At 69.7% G+C, this 14,548-nt stretch carries 14 protein-coding genes; 8 read left to right on the plus strand and 6 right to left on the minus strand.

Features of this window, described 5'->3' with window-relative positions; translation table 11 throughout:
• Positions 1–625: 625 nt before the first annotated feature.
• Entirely contained in the window at positions 626–880 is a 255-nt protein-coding gene (locus NIE111_RS29285; RefSeq protein ID WP_238687487.1) for an SCO4848 family membrane protein, read from the minus strand.
• Positions 881–1,084: 204 nt separating this feature from the next.
• On the opposite strand from NIE111_RS29285, the gene NIE111_RS29290 reads away from it, so the two are divergent.
• Both NIE111_RS29290 and trpS read left to right on the plus strand, forming a co-directional pair.
• On the plus strand, positions 1,085–1,549 hold the full coding sequence (locus NIE111_RS29290) for a PRC-barrel domain-containing protein (RefSeq protein WP_238687488.1): 465 nt from the start codon (positions 1,085–1,087) through the stop codon (positions 1,547–1,549).
• A 273-nt stretch (positions 1,550–1,822) separates the two neighbouring features.
• A complete protein-coding gene (gene trpS, locus NIE111_RS29295; protein ID WP_238687489.1) occupies positions 1,823–2,881 on the plus strand; it encodes a tryptophan--tRNA ligase in 1,059 nt (352 codons plus the stop codon).
• 57 nt (positions 2,882–2,938) lie between these two features.
• Here trpS and NIE111_RS29300 read toward each other — a convergent pair whose 3' ends face one another.
• A complete protein-coding gene (locus NIE111_RS29300) occupies positions 2,939–3,661 on the minus strand; it encodes a hypothetical protein (RefSeq protein ID WP_238687490.1) in 723 nt (240 codons plus the stop codon).
• 72 nt (positions 3,662–3,733) lie between these two features.
• On the opposite strand from NIE111_RS29300, the gene NIE111_RS29305 reads away from it, so the two are divergent.
• The 5 genes from NIE111_RS29305 (at position 3,734) to NIE111_RS29325 (ending at position 7,970) form a co-directional block, all read left to right on the plus strand.
• Positions 3,734–4,384, plus strand: coding sequence for a winged helix-turn-helix transcriptional regulator (locus NIE111_RS29305; protein ID WP_238687491.1), 651 nt, complete (start codon positions 3,734–3,736; stop codon positions 4,382–4,384).
• A 40-nt stretch (positions 4,385–4,424) separates the two neighbouring features.
• On the plus strand, positions 4,425–5,636 hold the full coding sequence (locus tag NIE111_RS29310) for a low temperature requirement protein A (protein WP_238687492.1): 1,212 nt from the start codon (positions 4,425–4,427) through the stop codon (positions 5,634–5,636).
• A 120-nt stretch (positions 5,637–5,756) separates the two neighbouring features.
• Entirely contained in the window at positions 5,757–6,104 is a 348-nt protein-coding gene (locus NIE111_RS29315; RefSeq protein WP_274531854.1) for a YciI family protein, read from the plus strand.
• Between the two features lie 2 nt (positions 6,105–6,106).
• On the plus strand, positions 6,107–7,363 hold the full coding sequence (locus NIE111_RS29320; protein ID WP_238687494.1) for an RNA polymerase sigma factor: 1,257 nt from the start codon (positions 6,107–6,109) through the stop codon (positions 7,361–7,363).
• Between the two features lie 16 nt (positions 7,364–7,379).
• Positions 7,380–7,970, plus strand: a complete 591-nt coding sequence (locus NIE111_RS29325) for an HAD family hydrolase (protein ID WP_238687495.1) — start codon at positions 7,380–7,382, stop codon at positions 7,968–7,970.
• 4 nt (positions 7,971–7,974) lie between these two features.
• Here the strand turns inward: NIE111_RS29325 and NIE111_RS29330 are convergent, their stop codons facing one another.
• On the minus strand, positions 7,975–8,946 hold the full coding sequence (locus tag NIE111_RS29330; protein WP_238687496.1) for a quinone oxidoreductase family protein: 972 nt from the start codon (positions 8,944–8,946) through the stop codon (positions 7,975–7,977).
• 145 nt (positions 8,947–9,091) lie between these two features.
• Between NIE111_RS29330 and NIE111_RS29335 the strand changes: the two genes are divergently transcribed.
• On the plus strand, positions 9,092–9,880 hold the full coding sequence (locus NIE111_RS29335) for a YoaK family protein (protein ID WP_372488426.1): 789 nt from the start codon (positions 9,092–9,094) through the stop codon (positions 9,878–9,880).
• A 12-nt stretch (positions 9,881–9,892) separates the two neighbouring features.
• Here the strand turns inward: NIE111_RS29335 and NIE111_RS29340 are convergent, their stop codons facing one another.
• From NIE111_RS29340 to NIE111_RS29350, 3 genes are all read right to left on the minus strand, one after another.
• On the minus strand, positions 9,893–10,972 hold the full coding sequence (locus NIE111_RS29340) for a WxL protein peptidoglycan domain-containing protein (RefSeq protein ID WP_238687498.1): 1,080 nt from the start codon (positions 10,970–10,972) through the stop codon (positions 9,893–9,895).
• An 89-nt stretch (positions 10,973–11,061) separates the two neighbouring features.
• Positions 11,062–13,035 carry a purple acid phosphatase family protein gene (locus NIE111_RS29345; protein ID WP_238687499.1) on the minus strand — a complete coding sequence of 658 codons (1,974 nt, stop codon included), beginning with the start codon at positions 13,033–13,035 and terminating at the stop codon, positions 11,062–11,064.
• 144 nt (positions 13,036–13,179) lie between these two features.
• Positions 13,180–14,499 (minus strand): HupE/UreJ family protein, encoded by a 1,320-nt coding sequence (locus tag NIE111_RS29350; protein WP_238687500.1) that lies wholly within the window; start codon positions 14,497–14,499, stop codon positions 13,180–13,182.
• Between the last annotated feature and the right edge of the window lie 49 nt (positions 14,500–14,548).

The following is a 14,548-nucleotide window of genomic DNA, read 5'->3' on the forward strand; positions in this document are numbered from 1 at the left end:
CCTCTCCCATTCTCAAAGAACAACCACACACCGACCAGAAGCCCCACCTCAGTGGAACCCCAACCGGGGCTTTTCGTACCGCGTCCCCGCCGCTCTCGCGCCGGGCACTTTTACTACGTTACCTCACCGTCTTCGCCGTGTCAAACCGTGTGTCCCGGTCTGTCATGCTTCGTACGGGTCAGCGCCGGCGCACTCACGCAGCAGCGAACCGCTGCGTCAGGTCGTCGGATTCAGCAGACCGGCCGCTGCGGTTTCCCGCAGTCTCGCCCGGTTCCCTGCCGGTCGTGAACCTTACCCGGTCGGCTTCGCCGCACCAAATCCGCCTCGCGGCCGATCCGGCGAGCCCCGCCCGGACCGCGTCTCCCAGGAGCGAACCCCTGCTTGACCCGGTTGCCATCCCGTTTCGGCGCTCTAGGACCTTCGTCCCGTTTGCCCCGTTCCGCGCTGGCAGAGAGAAAGTTACGCGTCTGCGGGTTTGATCGTCAAATCCACGGGTAGCGGCGCGCGTCACATTCGCTCGTCCGCAGCGTTTTCGCAGGTCAGAAGCGTTCAGCCAGCAATGAGGGCTCGGCGACCACCAGCAGTACGGGCGCCGACCGGCCCCGATCCGCAGGAGTGGCGCCCCTCAGGAGGTCTGTCGACGCCGGGTCGCGAGCCATGCCCGGACGCCAAGAACGCCAGCTGTGGTGCCGATCGCCAGGGACGCGGCGATCAACAACGCGTGCACCCACAGAAAGCTGGTGGCCGCGCCGTCGGCCACGGTGCCGGACGCCCAGGATCGCGGGTCCTGCCAGATGGCGACCGCGAACCTCGGCCAGATCACCCAGGTCCAGACGCCGACTCCGACCAGGAAGACACTCCACCCTCGCGACAGCACCATGGCAGCCGAGTATGCCAGCGCACCTGGTCACCGGGCCCGCGCCGGCCAGCGCCACCGCGCAACCGGCGGCGGCGCGAACGCCGGGCGGACCGCCCCGCACGCCTCGGAAGGAGCGCTGCCGCGTAGAACGTGGCCTGTTTCCGCCGTCAGGGTGATGGGCACTGCGAAGGGGGACAGCTGAGGACCGTCCCCTGGAGGTGCCCCGTGCGACCCTCGATCTTCAACCCCTGGGCCTGGCGTGACCCGTCCGCCTTGGCCGGCGGTTACACGCAGACCACACCGTCGGTCACCCCGCCCGACGACCACGAGGGTGGTCACGACGGCCCGGACGCGCCCGGCCCGGGCACGCCCGTCGACCTGGTGGGCTATCAGGTGCAGGCGAGCGACGGCCGCATCGGCACCATCGACGAGACGAGCGACGAGGCGGACGCCAGGCACCTGGTGGTGGACACCGGGCCGTGGATCTTCGGCCAGAAGGTCCTGCTGCCGGCCGGAACCGTGGAACGGGTGGATCACCAGGAACGCGTCGTGCACGTCGATCGGACGCGCCAGGAGATCAAGGACGCGCCACCGTTCGACCCAGACTCGGCTGACCAGCAATATCGGGAAAGTGTCGGTACCTACTACGCCGACAGCTACCTGTCCCCGCCGGCAACGGACCGCAGGTAATGTGAGGCCGTGGTCCGGACGGGCAACTGCGCATCCGAGGCGGTCGACCTGGTCGACGGCCGCTTCCCCGGTGCCGTGCCCGAGGTCCCGACCAGCTCCGGCGATGGCCGTGAGCAACTTCTGAACGTCCTCCGTGCCGGTGGTCTGCGGTTTCGCGCCGGCGCGCGATGGCGGGCGACTCGCTGAGTCGATCCCGCTGACCGAGCAGGGCTGAGCCAGCCCTGCTCGGCGCGCGCCCACGCGTGACCCACCAGCGGAACGAGAGGCACCACCATGTCCGTCGCACGAATGCTCACCGGCGACCGGCCCACCGGCCGCCTGCACCTCGGCCACTACGTCGGCAGCATCGCCAACCGGGTACGGCTACACCGGCGCTACGAGAGCTTCTTCATCATCGCCGACCTGCACATGCTCACCACCCGCAATCGCCGGGAGGACATCGACCAGGTCGCCGGCAACGCCCGCGAGATGGTGACCGACATCCTCGCCGCCGGCGTCGACCCGGACCGGGCCACGTTCTATCTCCAGTCGGCCATCCCCGAGGTCGGCGACCTCAACACCCTCCTGCAGAACCTGGTGACCGTCCCCCGGCTGGAACGGGTGCCCTCGCTCAAGGACATGGCCCGCGACGCCGGCAAGGAGGAGATGCCGTACGGGCTGCTGGGTTATCCGGTGCTCCAGGCCGCGGACATCCTCTGCGTGAAGGGGGAGGTGGTCCCGGTCGGCCGGGACAACGCGGCACACGTCGAGGTGACCAGGGAGATCGCCCGGCGGTTCAACCACCTGTACGGCCCGGTCTTCCCGGTGCCCGAGTTGATCCCGGCGGACACACCGAGCCTGGTGGGGACCGACGGCGCGGCCAAGATGAGCAAGAGCCGGGGCAACGCGATAGCGCTCTCCGACGACGCGGCGACGGTGCGTCGCAAGGTGCTCGGCATGTACACCGACCCGAACCGGGTGCGGGCCGACGTGCCGGGCACTGTGGAAGGCAACCCGGTGTTCGCGTACCACGACGTCTTCAATCCGGACCGCGACGAGGTGGCCGACCTGGCCCGGCGGTACCGGGCCGGGCGGGTGGGTGACGTGGAGGTCAAGGAACGACTGATCGCCGCGCTGGAGGGGTTCCTGGCGCCGATCCGGCAGCGCCGGGCCGAGATCGAAGCCGACCGTGGCCTGGTCGACCGACTGATCGTCGAGGGTACGGAACGGACCCGCCAGGAGGTACGCCAGACGGTGCTCGAGGTACGCCGGGCGATGGGGCTGACCGGCGCGTACCAGCAGGTGCGGCGGCGGGCTGAGCGGAGCCGGCGCCGGACGGACGCCTCGACCTGAGGCCGGGGCGTCCGGTCGGCGATGTGGCGCCGGGTCCGCTGCGACACCATCGGGGTCTCAGCGGATCCGGACGTCAGCCAGGTCCAGGGTGATCGGCGTCCAGGAGAGGTCCGGGGTGCGGTCCTCCTGGCGGATGTGGATCCGGCGTCGCGTCGGCACGACCAGCCCGTCGACCTCGGTGGATCCGCTGACGTAGTGCGCGACCCGGGAGGAGCCGTTGACCACCGGCTGGTAGTCCATGCGCCGCAGCAGCCCGCTGTCGTCGAAGTAGTACAGCTGGGTGTCGCTGTGGGTGTGCACGCTCTCGGGGTACGTGACGCGCAGGACGCGCCACGACTCGCCGTCCTCCGTCCACGGCTCGATCTCGTGCGCCTCCACGCCCGGCCAGGTGAACAGGAACGGCTCGACGAGGTAGTGCCAGGTGGCGTAGCCACGGAAGTAGGCCGCCTGGGCGAGCGTCCACTGGCTCTCCTGGGTGTAGCCGGCGAAGCTGGCCCGAGGATTCGTCAACTCGTCGATCAGGCTGCCGTCGGCTGCGGTGACGGTGACCCGGTCGGTGTCGCTGTCGTACTCGGTGACCTGGCCGGTGCCCTCCTGGACGTGGCGGATCCGTTCCCGGTGCAGGTCGGCCTCGACGAGTTCGGTGCTGTCGAAGTCGGGACGGCCCTTGAACGCCCAGAACGGGCCGCCGTAGGTGAGCCGGGTGGTGAGGGTCGATGCGGTGTTCCAGCGATCGAGGCCGCCGTGGCGCTCGATGACCTTTGCGAGCAGTGCATCCATCGCTTACTCCTAAGTTAGGACTGGCCGATCCGACGTTAGCACTGTTCGGTGGACGCCGACTACGATGACGATGTGACTCAGCGGACTTACCAGGACGCCTGCGGGGCGGCGCGCACGATGGACATCGTCGGCGAGCGCTGGGCTCTGTTGATTGTTCGAGAGCTGGTGTTCGGCCCGAAGCGTTTCGGCGATCTGCGGGCCGGCCTGCCGAAGGCCAGCCAGAACGTGCTCAGCCAGCGACTGCGGGAGCTGGAGCAGTCCGGCATCGTCCGGCGGGTGCAGCTCGGGCCGCCGGCAAGCGTGCACGCGTACGAGCTGACCGAACGCGGCCAGCAACTGGAGCCGACGCTGATCGAGCTGTCGCGGTGGGGCGCCGGCCTGCCCGCGGAGCCGGACGTCGAGATGAGCACCGACGCGTTCATGCTGTTGCTGAAGGCCCTCTATCGACCACCGACCGACGCTTCGGTGACCGCTCGACTCCGGTTGCAGGTGGGCACCGACGCCTTCGAGGTGGGGGTCTCTCCGAGTGGGATCAGCGTGGCCCGTGGCCGGTCGGGCCCTGTCGACGTCACTGTCACCGGCACTGTCGGAGCACTGCGGGACCTGATGTTCGGCGGCACGCCGCTGCGCTCGGCGGTCTCGGCGGGCGAAATCGACGTGCACGGCGACATCGCAGCGGCCGAGCGGTTCTTCCTGCTCTTCGGAGCGACGCCAGGCGAGTAGACCGGGTGAACACTCGACCCCGATGGCGCAGAATGCGAGGATGAGGAGGGTTCTCGACATTCGTCCGGTGCCGGCAGGCGTGACGCACCGGACCACGATGTTCGAGATCTTCTTCGATCTGGTCTTCGTCTTCGCGCTCACCCGGGTCATCACGTTCATGGCGGGGTCGCCGAGCGCGCTCACCCTGGCCCAGGGGCTACTCCTCCTGCTCCTGCTGTTGTACTCCTGGTCGCCGTACATCTGGGTGGGAAACCTGGTCCGGCCGGACGTCGGCCCGGTCCGCGCTGTCACCCTCGTCGCGATGGCGGCGATCTTCGTGGCCGCGCTGGTGTTGCCGGACGCGTGGCGGCAGAGCCCGGAACTGTTCGACGCGCCGTTGACTCTCGCCCTGGCCTACGTGGTCGGCCGAGCCGTGCAGCTCGTGATCCTGTTCTGGGCGAGCGCGACGAACCCGCCACTGCGCTCGACGCTGCGGTTCTTCACAGTGCCGGTGGTGCTGGGCTGGGTCCCGCTGATCATCGGTGCCCTGCTCGGCGGTGCGGCCCAGACGGCGCTCTGGACTGTCGCGTTCCTGCTGAACATCGGCGGCGCCCGGATCGCGTCCACCTTTCGGCCGTGGCAACTGCGCAGCGTGGACCACTTCAGCGAGCGGTTCGGCCTGGTGCTCATCATCGCGCTGGGTGAGTCCCTGATCTCCGCCGGCGCGGGCCCGAGGGCGATGGCACCGGTCGGCTCCGCCCTCCTGGCCGCACTGCTCGGCCTCACCTGCACGGTGTGCCTGTGGTGGCTCTACTTCGATCGGCTGGCGCCCGCCGCCCGGGAGGCTGTCAGCAACGTGCCTGGTGAACGACGGGCCAGCGTGGCCGGCGACGCGTACGGCCTCGGGCACTCCACGCTGATCATCGGCGCCATCTACGTCGCGCTCGGCATCGAGGAGGTGATCGCCCAGCTCACCGAGGAGTCCGCGCACCCCGACCGACTGGGCTGGGAGGCCGCTACCGCGCTCTACGGCGGCGCCGCCCTCTACCTGCTCAGCAGGTTGGTCTTCCGCCGGCTGACGGTTGGCCCGGTGTACCCGACGCAGGTCGTCGCCGCGCTGCTGCCGCTGGCCCTGCTGCCGATCGGCCGATCCCTGCCGCCACTGGCGGCGCTCACAGTGCTGACCGCCCTTCTGATCGGGGTGACCTGGTTCGAACGACGGATGGACCGACGCGACGAACGACCCGAGTCGGCGCAGCGGGGCCTCCCGTGAGCACAGTCGGACAGTTCGGTCGCGAAAATCCTGCCGCGCCGTGTCGATATCCCCGTCCCACGTTCGTCGTCATGCTGTACGGCGATCCGCCGCACCGAGAGGAGCCGAAACGTGAAGTACATGCTGCTGTTCATGAGCCCCATGGTTGACGGGGAGGTCGTCGACAACGGGTGCAGCTTCGAGGACTGGACCCGCTACGACCGGGAGATGAAGGACGCCGGGGTCTGGGTCTCCGGGCACCCCCTGCAGGACCTGACCACCTGCACCACCGTGCAGGTCGGCCCGGAAGGGGACCGCACGATCACCGACGGGCCGTTCGCCGAGACCCGTGAGCTGCTCGGCGGGTACGACGTCATCGACGTGCCGGACCTCGACGCCGCGCTGGACTGGGCGGCCCGCAGCCCCGGGGCCATCGGCACCGGATCGGTCCAGGTCCGTCCGATCTTCGAGCTCGACATGCAGGGGTGACAGTGCCGGCCGAGGAGGCAGCAGTCGGGTCGTCGGTGGAGGCGGTGTTCCGGGAGGAACGCGGCCGACTGCTCGCCTCGCTCGTGCGCCGCTTCGGCGACCTCGACCTGGCCGAGGAGGTCACGTCCGAGGCCATCGAGGCGGCGCTGACGCACTGGCCGACCGACGGCGTCCCGAGCCGGCCGGGTGCCTGGCTGCTCACCACGGCTCGGCGTCGGGCCGTCGACCGGCTGCGTCGCGACCGGGTGCTGGCGACCCGGCTCGCGGTACTGCAGGCGGAGGCCGAGCGGGCCGATCACGCGCCGCCCGCCGACGCGGACCGCGACCTGCCCGACGACCGGTTGGCGCTCTTCTTCACCTGTGCGCACCCGGCGCTGGCCGCGCAGGATCGCGGGGCACTCACCCTGCGGTTCCTGGCCGGCCTCACCACCACCGAGGTCGCGCGGGCCTTCCTGGTGCCGCCCGCCACCATGGCCCAACGACTCGTCCGCGCCAAACGGAAGATCCGCGACGCACGCATCCCGTTCCGGGTGCCGGGCCCCGACGAGCTGCCCGGTCGTCTGCCCACCGTGCTCCAGGCCGTCTACTCGGTCTTCACCGAGGGGTACGCGGCCAGCTCCGGCCCGGATCTGCAACGGATCGACCTGGCCGACGAGGCCATCCGGCTGGGCCGGATCCTGCGTCGGCTGCTGCCGGCCGAGCGGGAGGTCGCCGGGCTGCTCGGTCTGATGCTGCTGGTCCACGCCCGACGGGACGCGCGTACCGGGCCGGACGGCACCATGATCCTTCTCGACGACCAGGACCGTGGACGCTGGGACCGTCGGATGATCGAGGAGGGGCGGGGCCTGGTGGTGGTCGCGCTCACCGGCCGAGCGCCCGGCCCGTACGGCGTGCAGGCCGCCATCGCCGCGCTGCACGACGAGGCCGCCGACGTGGCCAGCACCGACTGGCCGCAGGTGGTGGCGCTCTACGACGTGCTGCTCGGCCTGGTGTCCTCGCCGGTCGTGGCGCTCAACCGCGCCGCCGCGGTCGCCATGCGGGACGGGCCGGCGGCGGGGCTCGCGCTGCTCGACGAGTTGGCCGACGAGCCTCGGCTGCGCGGCCACCACCCCTATCCGGCGGCGCGGGCCGACCTGCTGCGTCGGCTCGGCCGGTACGACGAGGCCGCCGTCGCGTACCGCAGCGCGTTGACGCTGGTCGGCACCGAACCGGAGCGCGCGTACCTGCTCAGTCAGCTGAGAGCCGTCACGACCGAGTGAGCTGTACCCTTCCCGGGTGAGTCTGCCTCTGCCTCCCGGGCCGTTCGCCGCGTACCTGTTCGACTGCGACGGCACCATCGTCGACTCGATGCCGCTGCACTACCTGGCCTGGCAGCGGGCCCTTGAGGAGTGGGGTTGCCAGTTCCCCGAGGACCTCTTCTACGCCTGGGGTGGGCGGCCCACCGCCGACATCATCGTCGCGCTGAACGAGCAGCAGGGTCTTGCCATGCCGGTGGCGGCCGTCGTCGAGCGCCGGGAGAGCTACTACCAGGAGTTGCTGCCGCAGCTCGCCGCCGTGCCCGAGGTGCTGGCGCACATCCACGACGCGCACCGGCGGGTCCCGTTCGCCGTCGTCTCCGGCAGCACCCGCGCGTCGGTCACCGCCTCCCTGGACGCGCTCGGCCTGCTGGACCGGTTCGACGTGCTGGTCTGCGCCGACGACTACACCCGGGCCAAGCCCGACCCGGAGGCGTTCCTGCTCGCGGCGGAGCAGCTCGGCGTACCCCCGGAGTCCTGCCTGGTCTTCGAGGACACCGACCTGGGCATCCAGGCCGCGACGGCGGCCGGCATGGCTTCGGTACGCGTGCCGCAACAGCGCACGCCCTGACGTCTCAGGCGACAGTCAGCAGGAGTTTGCCGGAGTAGGACGTCTGTAGGCGCTGGTGCGCGTCCCGCACCTTGCCCAGTGGGAACTTCTCCGCGACGTGCACCACGAACGGCCCCGCCTCGATGAGTTCGTTGAGGCGCCGCAACTGTCGAGGGCTCGATTCGCCGTCGTACGCGCGGACCATGACGCCCGGCCGTTCCTGCGGCTCCGGCTGCACCCCGTGGGCGAACGCGACCACCCCGCCGTCGGCCAACGCTTCGGTGAGCCGGTCCAGAGTCGCGCCGCCGGCCATCGCCAGGATGGCGTTCACCCCGCCCGGCGCCGCGTCCCGGATCCGGGCCAGCACGTCGGTCATGTCGCCGTGGCCGTCGAGGGACACGTCGGCGCCGAGCCGGGTCACCAGCGCGACGCCGTCCGCCCCGGACGCCACGGCGATCACGTTCAGCCCCTGCCGCTTCGCCAACTGCACGGCCAGGTGACCCTGACCGCCGCTCGCACCGAAGATCAGCAACCAGGCGCCGGCCGACAGGCTGATCGCGTCGAGCCCGGCCAGCGCGGTCAGCGCGTCGGTGGGCATGGCACCGGCGTGTTCGGCGGGCACACCGTCGGGCACCTTTGCCGCGTACTCCGCCTTGACCGACGCGTACTCGGCGTAGCAGCCGCCCTTCGGCCGAGCGGTGGCGGAGACGTAGACCAGGTCGCCCACGGCCAGGCCGGTCACCTTGCTGCCGGCCGCGATGACGGTTCCGGCGCCGTCGGAACCGGGCACGATCGGGAGCGCCGAGCCCTCCGGCACCAGCACACCCTCGCGCTCGTACGCGTCCCACACCCCGACACCTGCGCTCAAGACCTTGATCAGCACCTCGTCGTCGGCGACCTGCGGGATCGGCAGCTTCCGCAGGGTGATCACCTCCGGCCCGCCGAACTCGTCGAAGGCCGCGGCCTGCATCCGCTCTGGCACATCCCCGTCAACCATGTGGCTTCCCTCTCCGTGCCGGCGTCACCGTCGCAGCATGCCGGCTCGGGAACGGGCGTGGTTCGGAGCCGAGCGTCGTTCACCCACAAGGACGAACGCCCGCGTTTGGTGGGCCCCGCCGCGCGTAGCCGGGGCAGGCCCGGGAATGTCCGCGTACCGCGCCGGGCGCGAGCGCGGGTGGGTTCGACGTGAAGGACGGGCGCGTCGCGCTGGCCGCGGGACCGACGGAAGGGGCATCGTGCACGCTCCGTCGACGCGGGCCACGGCCGGGCTCCTGGTGGCGCTCGCCACGGCCTCCGGCTTCCTCGACGTGATCTGTCTGACCAAGCTCAACGGCTACTTCGCCAGCGTGGTCACCGGCAACCTGGTGCACTTCGGCCACGCGATCGCCACTGCCGACACCCGCTCCCTCGCGGGGGCGGTGGTGGCGGTTGGCGGGTACGCGGTGGGCGTGGCCGCTGCCACTGTGCCGTTGCGCCACACCCCGCCGGGTTGGAACCGCCGTACCGCTGTGGTGACGTCGGCCGAGGCGGTGCTGCTGCTCGGCTTCACTGTTGGCTGGTTCGGCTGCTCGGCACGTCCCGGGTACGGCTTCGGGCTCGTGCTGCTGGCGATGGCGGCCGTGTCGAGCGGCATCCAGAGCGTGATCACAGTGGCCGCCGGCGTACGGGGTGCGTCGACCACCTACCTGACCGGCTCGCTGACCGAGTTGGTCCGGCGGCGCGTCGTCGACCCGCACCGGTTCGCCGACGTGGGTGGTGTCGGCCGGCTGGCGGGGCTGGTGGTCGGCGCCACGCTCGGCACTGTGGTGCTGCGTACGGCCCCGACCTGGGCATCCGTGCCGGCGGCGGTGCTGGTGATCGCCGTGATCGCGTTCGCGATCGGCCTGACCCAGCGGGCGAGAACCGCCGCCGGCCGAAGCCGGCCGAGGTGACCGGAGCCGCGATCAGGAGGTCTGCGGCTCCGGGCCACGAAGCGCCTGCTCGACGGCGTCGCGTACGCGGGCGTCCTCGCGCGCCTTGCTCTGCGCCCGGTTGCGGCGTCGGTACAGGTACGCCCCGACGAGTACGGCGATCAGCACGACGAGCACCAGCACCAGCATCCAGGGCAGGGCCCAGCCGTGCGCGGTGACCTGGACGGGCTTGAGCGAGGTGGTGGAGCCCGAGGCGTCGGTGAGCAGGGGTGTCACTGTCGCGGTCGCGGCCAGCGAGATGGCGGGAGCCACCCCGTGTACGGGCACCGTCACGTCCCAGCTCTCACCCGGTAGCAGCTCCGGCGGCGCGGCGACATCCTCGGCCCGCACCCGCAGCAGGCCGAACGGGCCCGAGACGGTCACCGCCTGCTTACCGGACAGGGCCGCGTTGCCGACGTTGTGGACCTTGTAGGTGATGGTGGCGTCACCCTTGCTGAACGGGTTGGTCGGCCCGGCGTAGGTGACGTGCAGGTTCTCGATCGCGAGGTTGGGCTTCAGCTCGCCGCCCACCCGCAACGTGATCCGGATGCCGAGACGCCGGTCGACGTTGATCCCCTCAGCCTGGTCGGCCTGGGTCAGCGTGGTGAGGATGCCGCCGACGTAGTCCCCGGGCGTGGCGTTCTCCGGAACGCTGACAGTGAAGGGGACCTGGGCGGTCTTTCCGGGCTGGATCACGACGCTGCCGGCGTTCGGCTTCACCCAGGCGCCGATCGCGATCGACTTCTTGTCCTTGGTGAGCAGGTCGAGCTGGCCGGCGTCGGTGGTGAAGCCGTCGGCCGCGTACACGGAGAGGGTCAGCGGCGCCGGGCCGCGGTTGGCCACGACCATGGCGTCCTCGACGGCGCCTCCCGGGTTGACGTTGTAGCTGTAGCTGGACCGGGCCTCGCCGTAGCCGTTGGAGGCCGTCCGGACCGTCCAGGCGACGTTACCGTCCGCCGCCAGGGCGGGACCGGCGCCGACACCGACGGCCGCGACGACGGCGAGCAGGGACAATGCTGTCGTACGGAGGCGTGCGGCGGTCGTGGTCTTCCAGCGAGTGACGGACGGTTGCATCTCAAGTCCTTGTGGTGATCTTGGTAGTGGGTGAACCGGTGGCGGGGTAGGCCCCGAAGGTGCCTACCCCGCCGAATGGAACAGTCCGGTCAGCTGCTCAATGCAGTGATCGTGAGGGTGGTGCGGTAGCTGCCCTTCGCGATGCTGTCCGGGATCTTCAGGTCCAGGTCAGCGCCGAGCTTGGCGCCACCACGCGGGTGACCCTGCGCGGCGGCGGCGAGCGCGCTGGAGACCGACAGGCCCTTGCCCTGGTCGTCGAGGGACGACAGGACCGGGGCACCGGCCTCGGCGCCCGCGCCGGCGTCGAGCACGTACGGGTTCCAACCGAGGTAGGAGCCGGAGAACTTCTTGTCGGCGTCGGAGAAGTCGCCGACGTTGGCCGAGATCGACCACGGGGCGAGCGACCGGCGGCTGTCCGACACGAGGATCGGGTTGATCTTGCCGTTGGCCTGGAAGGAGGTGCCGTTGCGCTCCTGCGCGGTACCCAGGTCGACCAGACCGTTGTAGCCGTCGATCGTCCAGCCGAACTCGCCCGGAGCCGGGTTCGGCACGTTGACCTGAATGGCCTGGCCGTCACCGTGGAACGGGTGCACCGTCACGTTGTCGACGATCGAGCCGACCGGCTGACCGTCCGGGGTGTTGACGCAGGAAAGGCCCTTCTCGACGGCCGCGTTCGGCGCCGCGCAGGTGCCGCTGCGAACGTTCGCGAGAACCAGCTTGTCGCCGCGAACCTGCACCTTGACGTAGCTACGCACGTGCTCCTGGTTCTGCACGGAGTTGTACCAGTACTTGTTCGCGTCCAGCGGGTCCGGGCCGTTGCCACGGATGCCGGTGCCGGTGTTGTCCGGCTTCTTGATGTCGTAGTACTTCGAGCCGGAGGCCGAGTTGGCAGTCACGTAGATGACGCCACCCGGGCCGGGGAACACGTCGGCAGCGCCCGGCTTCTCAGCCGGGTTCTCCTTCTGGCCGTTCTTGATGGAGTAGCTGCGGGTGTAGCTGTGGTCGTGGCCCTGCAGGACCATGTCGACACCGAGGTTGGAGAACGCGGTGGTGAAGTCCTCCCGCCGCTGCTTGTTGTCGGCGTCGGTCGCGTGGCTGGCCGGCGAGTAGATGGAGTGGTGGTAGACCAGCACCTTCCACTTGGCCTCGGAGCCGTGCTTGTTGATGACATCGGTGACGTACGCGACGTGCGCCGCGTCGCCGCCGGCGGAGCCGTCCGCCGGGTTGACGTAGCTGTTGCTGTTCAGGTCGATGAACAGCACATCCTTGTGGATGAACCAGTAGTCGCCGCCGGACCGGGTCGCCTGGTCGCCGTTGTAGTACTGGGCCGAGCGGTCGGTGTTCGGGGTGAAGTGGTGCTGCTCGTAGGACTTGCCGCCGACGTCGTGGTTGCCGATGGTGGCGACGAGGGGGATCTGACGCAGCTGGTCGGGGGCCAGGAACGAGGTCCACTGACCCTCGTCGTTGGCGCTCTCGACGTGGTCGCCGGCGGAGACCAGCAGCTCGGCGTTCGGGTTGGCCGCGGTGGCGACCTTCAGGGTGTCCTCCCAGCCGGCCTGGTCCTTCAGCCGGTCACCGGAGGAGCCGATCTGCGGGTCGCCGAAGAACAGGAAGTCGTAGTCGCCCTCGAAGTCCTGCGTCTTGAAGGCGTACGCCGGGGACCAACTGCCCTCGGCACCGACCCGGTACGAGTACGCGGTCTTCTCACGCAGGTTGCTGATCGTGGCGTGCCGGTTGAAGCCGGTGGTGGAGGTGTTCGCCGCACCGACGGCGTCGAAGCTGACCGCGCCGGCCGGGAACTCGCCGTTGACGATCTCGGCGGTCGGGGCGAGCTGGATCTTCTGCGCGGTGTCGGCGGAGGAGTACCAGCTCACGATGCGCTGGGTCTCGTTGGCACCGACGCCGAGGACCACACCGGTGATCGTGGTGGACTCGGCCGCGCTCGCGGTGGCCATCAGGCCACTGCCGAGAGCCGCGCCCAGACCGAGAAACCCGGCAGCGACCCCGGCGACCAGGCGCCGCCGCACGAGCGCGGAGGCCCGTGTCGAGGTGCTCAATGTCATCGACATTGTTCCCTTTTCAAATAGAGAAATGGATTGTGCCTTCACCCGACGCTGGGGAAGCAATTCCACGCTTTCGCCGCCCGATGAACCGATCATGAACGTGATCTTGCGAAAGACTGCACTTCACGAACTACTTAGCCCTACTCATGATCCAGAAACGCGCTGCACAAACCAGATCAACCCCATAATGGACACGGCTGCGGAAACAGCCCCGGTCGCCCAGAGGCCGGCTTTCGGCGCACGACGGCGCAGCACGAACAGCAGCGGGAAGACGACAGCGATAATCGTCAACTGAACGACCTCGATGCCGATGTTGAACACCAGCAGCGACCACAGCAGGGTCCACGACCACGCCTCGTCGATACCCAGAGCGCCCGCGAAGCCGAGGCCGTGCACGAGGCCGAAGCAGAACACCACGCCGAGGCGGATCCAGCCGGCCCGATCCAGGCTGAGGTGGCCGCGCCCGGCCGTCTCCAGATCGGCCGCGTGCCCACCACGCCGCCAGATCCCCCACAGGTGCCAACCGGCGACGACGGCGATCGACAACGCGATGATCGGCTCCACGATCACCCCCGGTACCTCGACCAGGCCGAGTGCGGCGAGCATGAACGTCACCGAGTGCGCCAGTGTGAAACTGGTGGCCGCGAGCACGATCTCCCGGAGCCGCCGCGACCCGGCGATGAGCGCCAGCAGGAACAGGATGTGGTCGATCCCGGTCAGCAGATGCTCGGCGCCCAGGAGGAAGAACTCGCCGAACCGCTGGTACCAGGACTGCGCTGTCGAGAAGGACGGGTTGGCGGAGTCGAGCGCCGCACTGCCCGAACGGCCGTCGATCTCGTAGGTGACTATCGTCTTCGTGCCCTTGACGTAGCCCTCGTCATCAGGGAAGAGGCCGCTGCGCACCACGTGCTCGTCGACAGGCTCCGGGCAGGTCCAGTCGAGCAGCAGGTCCGCGTACGGCACGCTCTCGCGCTCGCCGATCGTCGCGTCACCCACCTGGGTCGGCCGGCAGGCCGCACCCCGAGAACTCACCGAGAATCGGTCGGAGACGTACCCGAGAACCGCCGACGCGTGCCCCTTCAGGGCGGCGGCCTGGGCGGCGGTGTCGCCCGCCTCGAACGCGGCGGTTCCCGCCTGGAAGAACGGGTCGTCGTCGCCGGCATCCGCGGCGGAAACGACGAGCAGGTCGTATTCGAGCTCTACCCCCGTCCGAATGTGACCCTCATCTCCCGCCGCAATTTTCGCGTACACAGTCGACGAGAAGCCGTGCGCGGACGCCGATTCGGCGCCCAGAAACGGAACCACCGCTGCGGCGAACCCGACAGCGGCGACGATAACGGTACGGCGGATGCGGCCTAACATTCGACTCCCTCGGTTGGCCAGTGCACGTTGCATGCCGTGGGTGAACACCAACCCGCGCACCGACGAACCGCCGGAGAACAAATTCCCCGAACGGCCGTCCACCGATTACCGGTGACCGGAATTGAGATAGGAATACGAAGAAGTACGCGCA

Source organism: Micromonospora hortensis (genome assembly GCF_022230935.1).
Classification (GTDB): domain Bacteria; phylum Actinomycetota; class Actinomycetes; order Mycobacteriales; family Micromonosporaceae; genus Micromonospora; species Micromonospora hortensis.

What these genes read in the sequence shown, in the direction of transcription:
- NIE111_RS29285 (WP_238687487.1), bottom strand. Translation starts at nt 880, where the DNA reads ATGGTGCTGTCGCGAGGGTGGAGTGTCTTCCTGGTCGGAGTCGGCGTC.
- trpS (WP_238687489.1), top strand. Translation starts at nt 1,823, where the DNA reads ATGTCCGTCGCACGAATGCTCACCGGCGACCGGCCCACCGGCCGCCTG.
- NIE111_RS29300 (WP_238687490.1), bottom strand. Translation starts at nt 3,661, where the DNA reads ATGGATGCACTGCTCGCAAAGGTCATCGAGCGCCACGGCGGCCTCGAT.
- NIE111_RS29310 (WP_238687492.1), top strand. Translation starts at nt 4,425, where the DNA reads ATGAGGAGGGTTCTCGACATTCGTCCGGTGCCGGCAGGCGTGACGCAC.
- NIE111_RS29315 (WP_274531854.1), top strand. Translation starts at nt 5,757, where the DNA reads ATGCTGCTGTTCATGAGCCCCATGGTTGACGGGGAGGTCGTCGACAAC.
- NIE111_RS29330 (WP_238687496.1), bottom strand. Translation starts at nt 8,946, where the DNA reads ATGGTTGACGGGGATGTGCCAGAGCGGATGCAGGCCGCGGCCTTCGAC.
- NIE111_RS29335 (WP_372488426.1), top strand. Translation starts at nt 9,092, where the DNA reads ATGTCCGCGTACCGCGCCGGGCGCGAGCGCGGGTGGGTTCGACGTGAA.
- NIE111_RS29340 (WP_238687498.1), bottom strand. Translation starts at nt 10,972, where the DNA reads ATGCAACCGTCCGTCACTCGCTGGAAGACCACGACCGCCGCACGCCTC.
- NIE111_RS29345 (WP_238687499.1), bottom strand. Translation starts at nt 13,035, where the DNA reads ATGACATTGAGCACCTCGACACGGGCCTCCGCGCTCGTGCGGCGGCGC.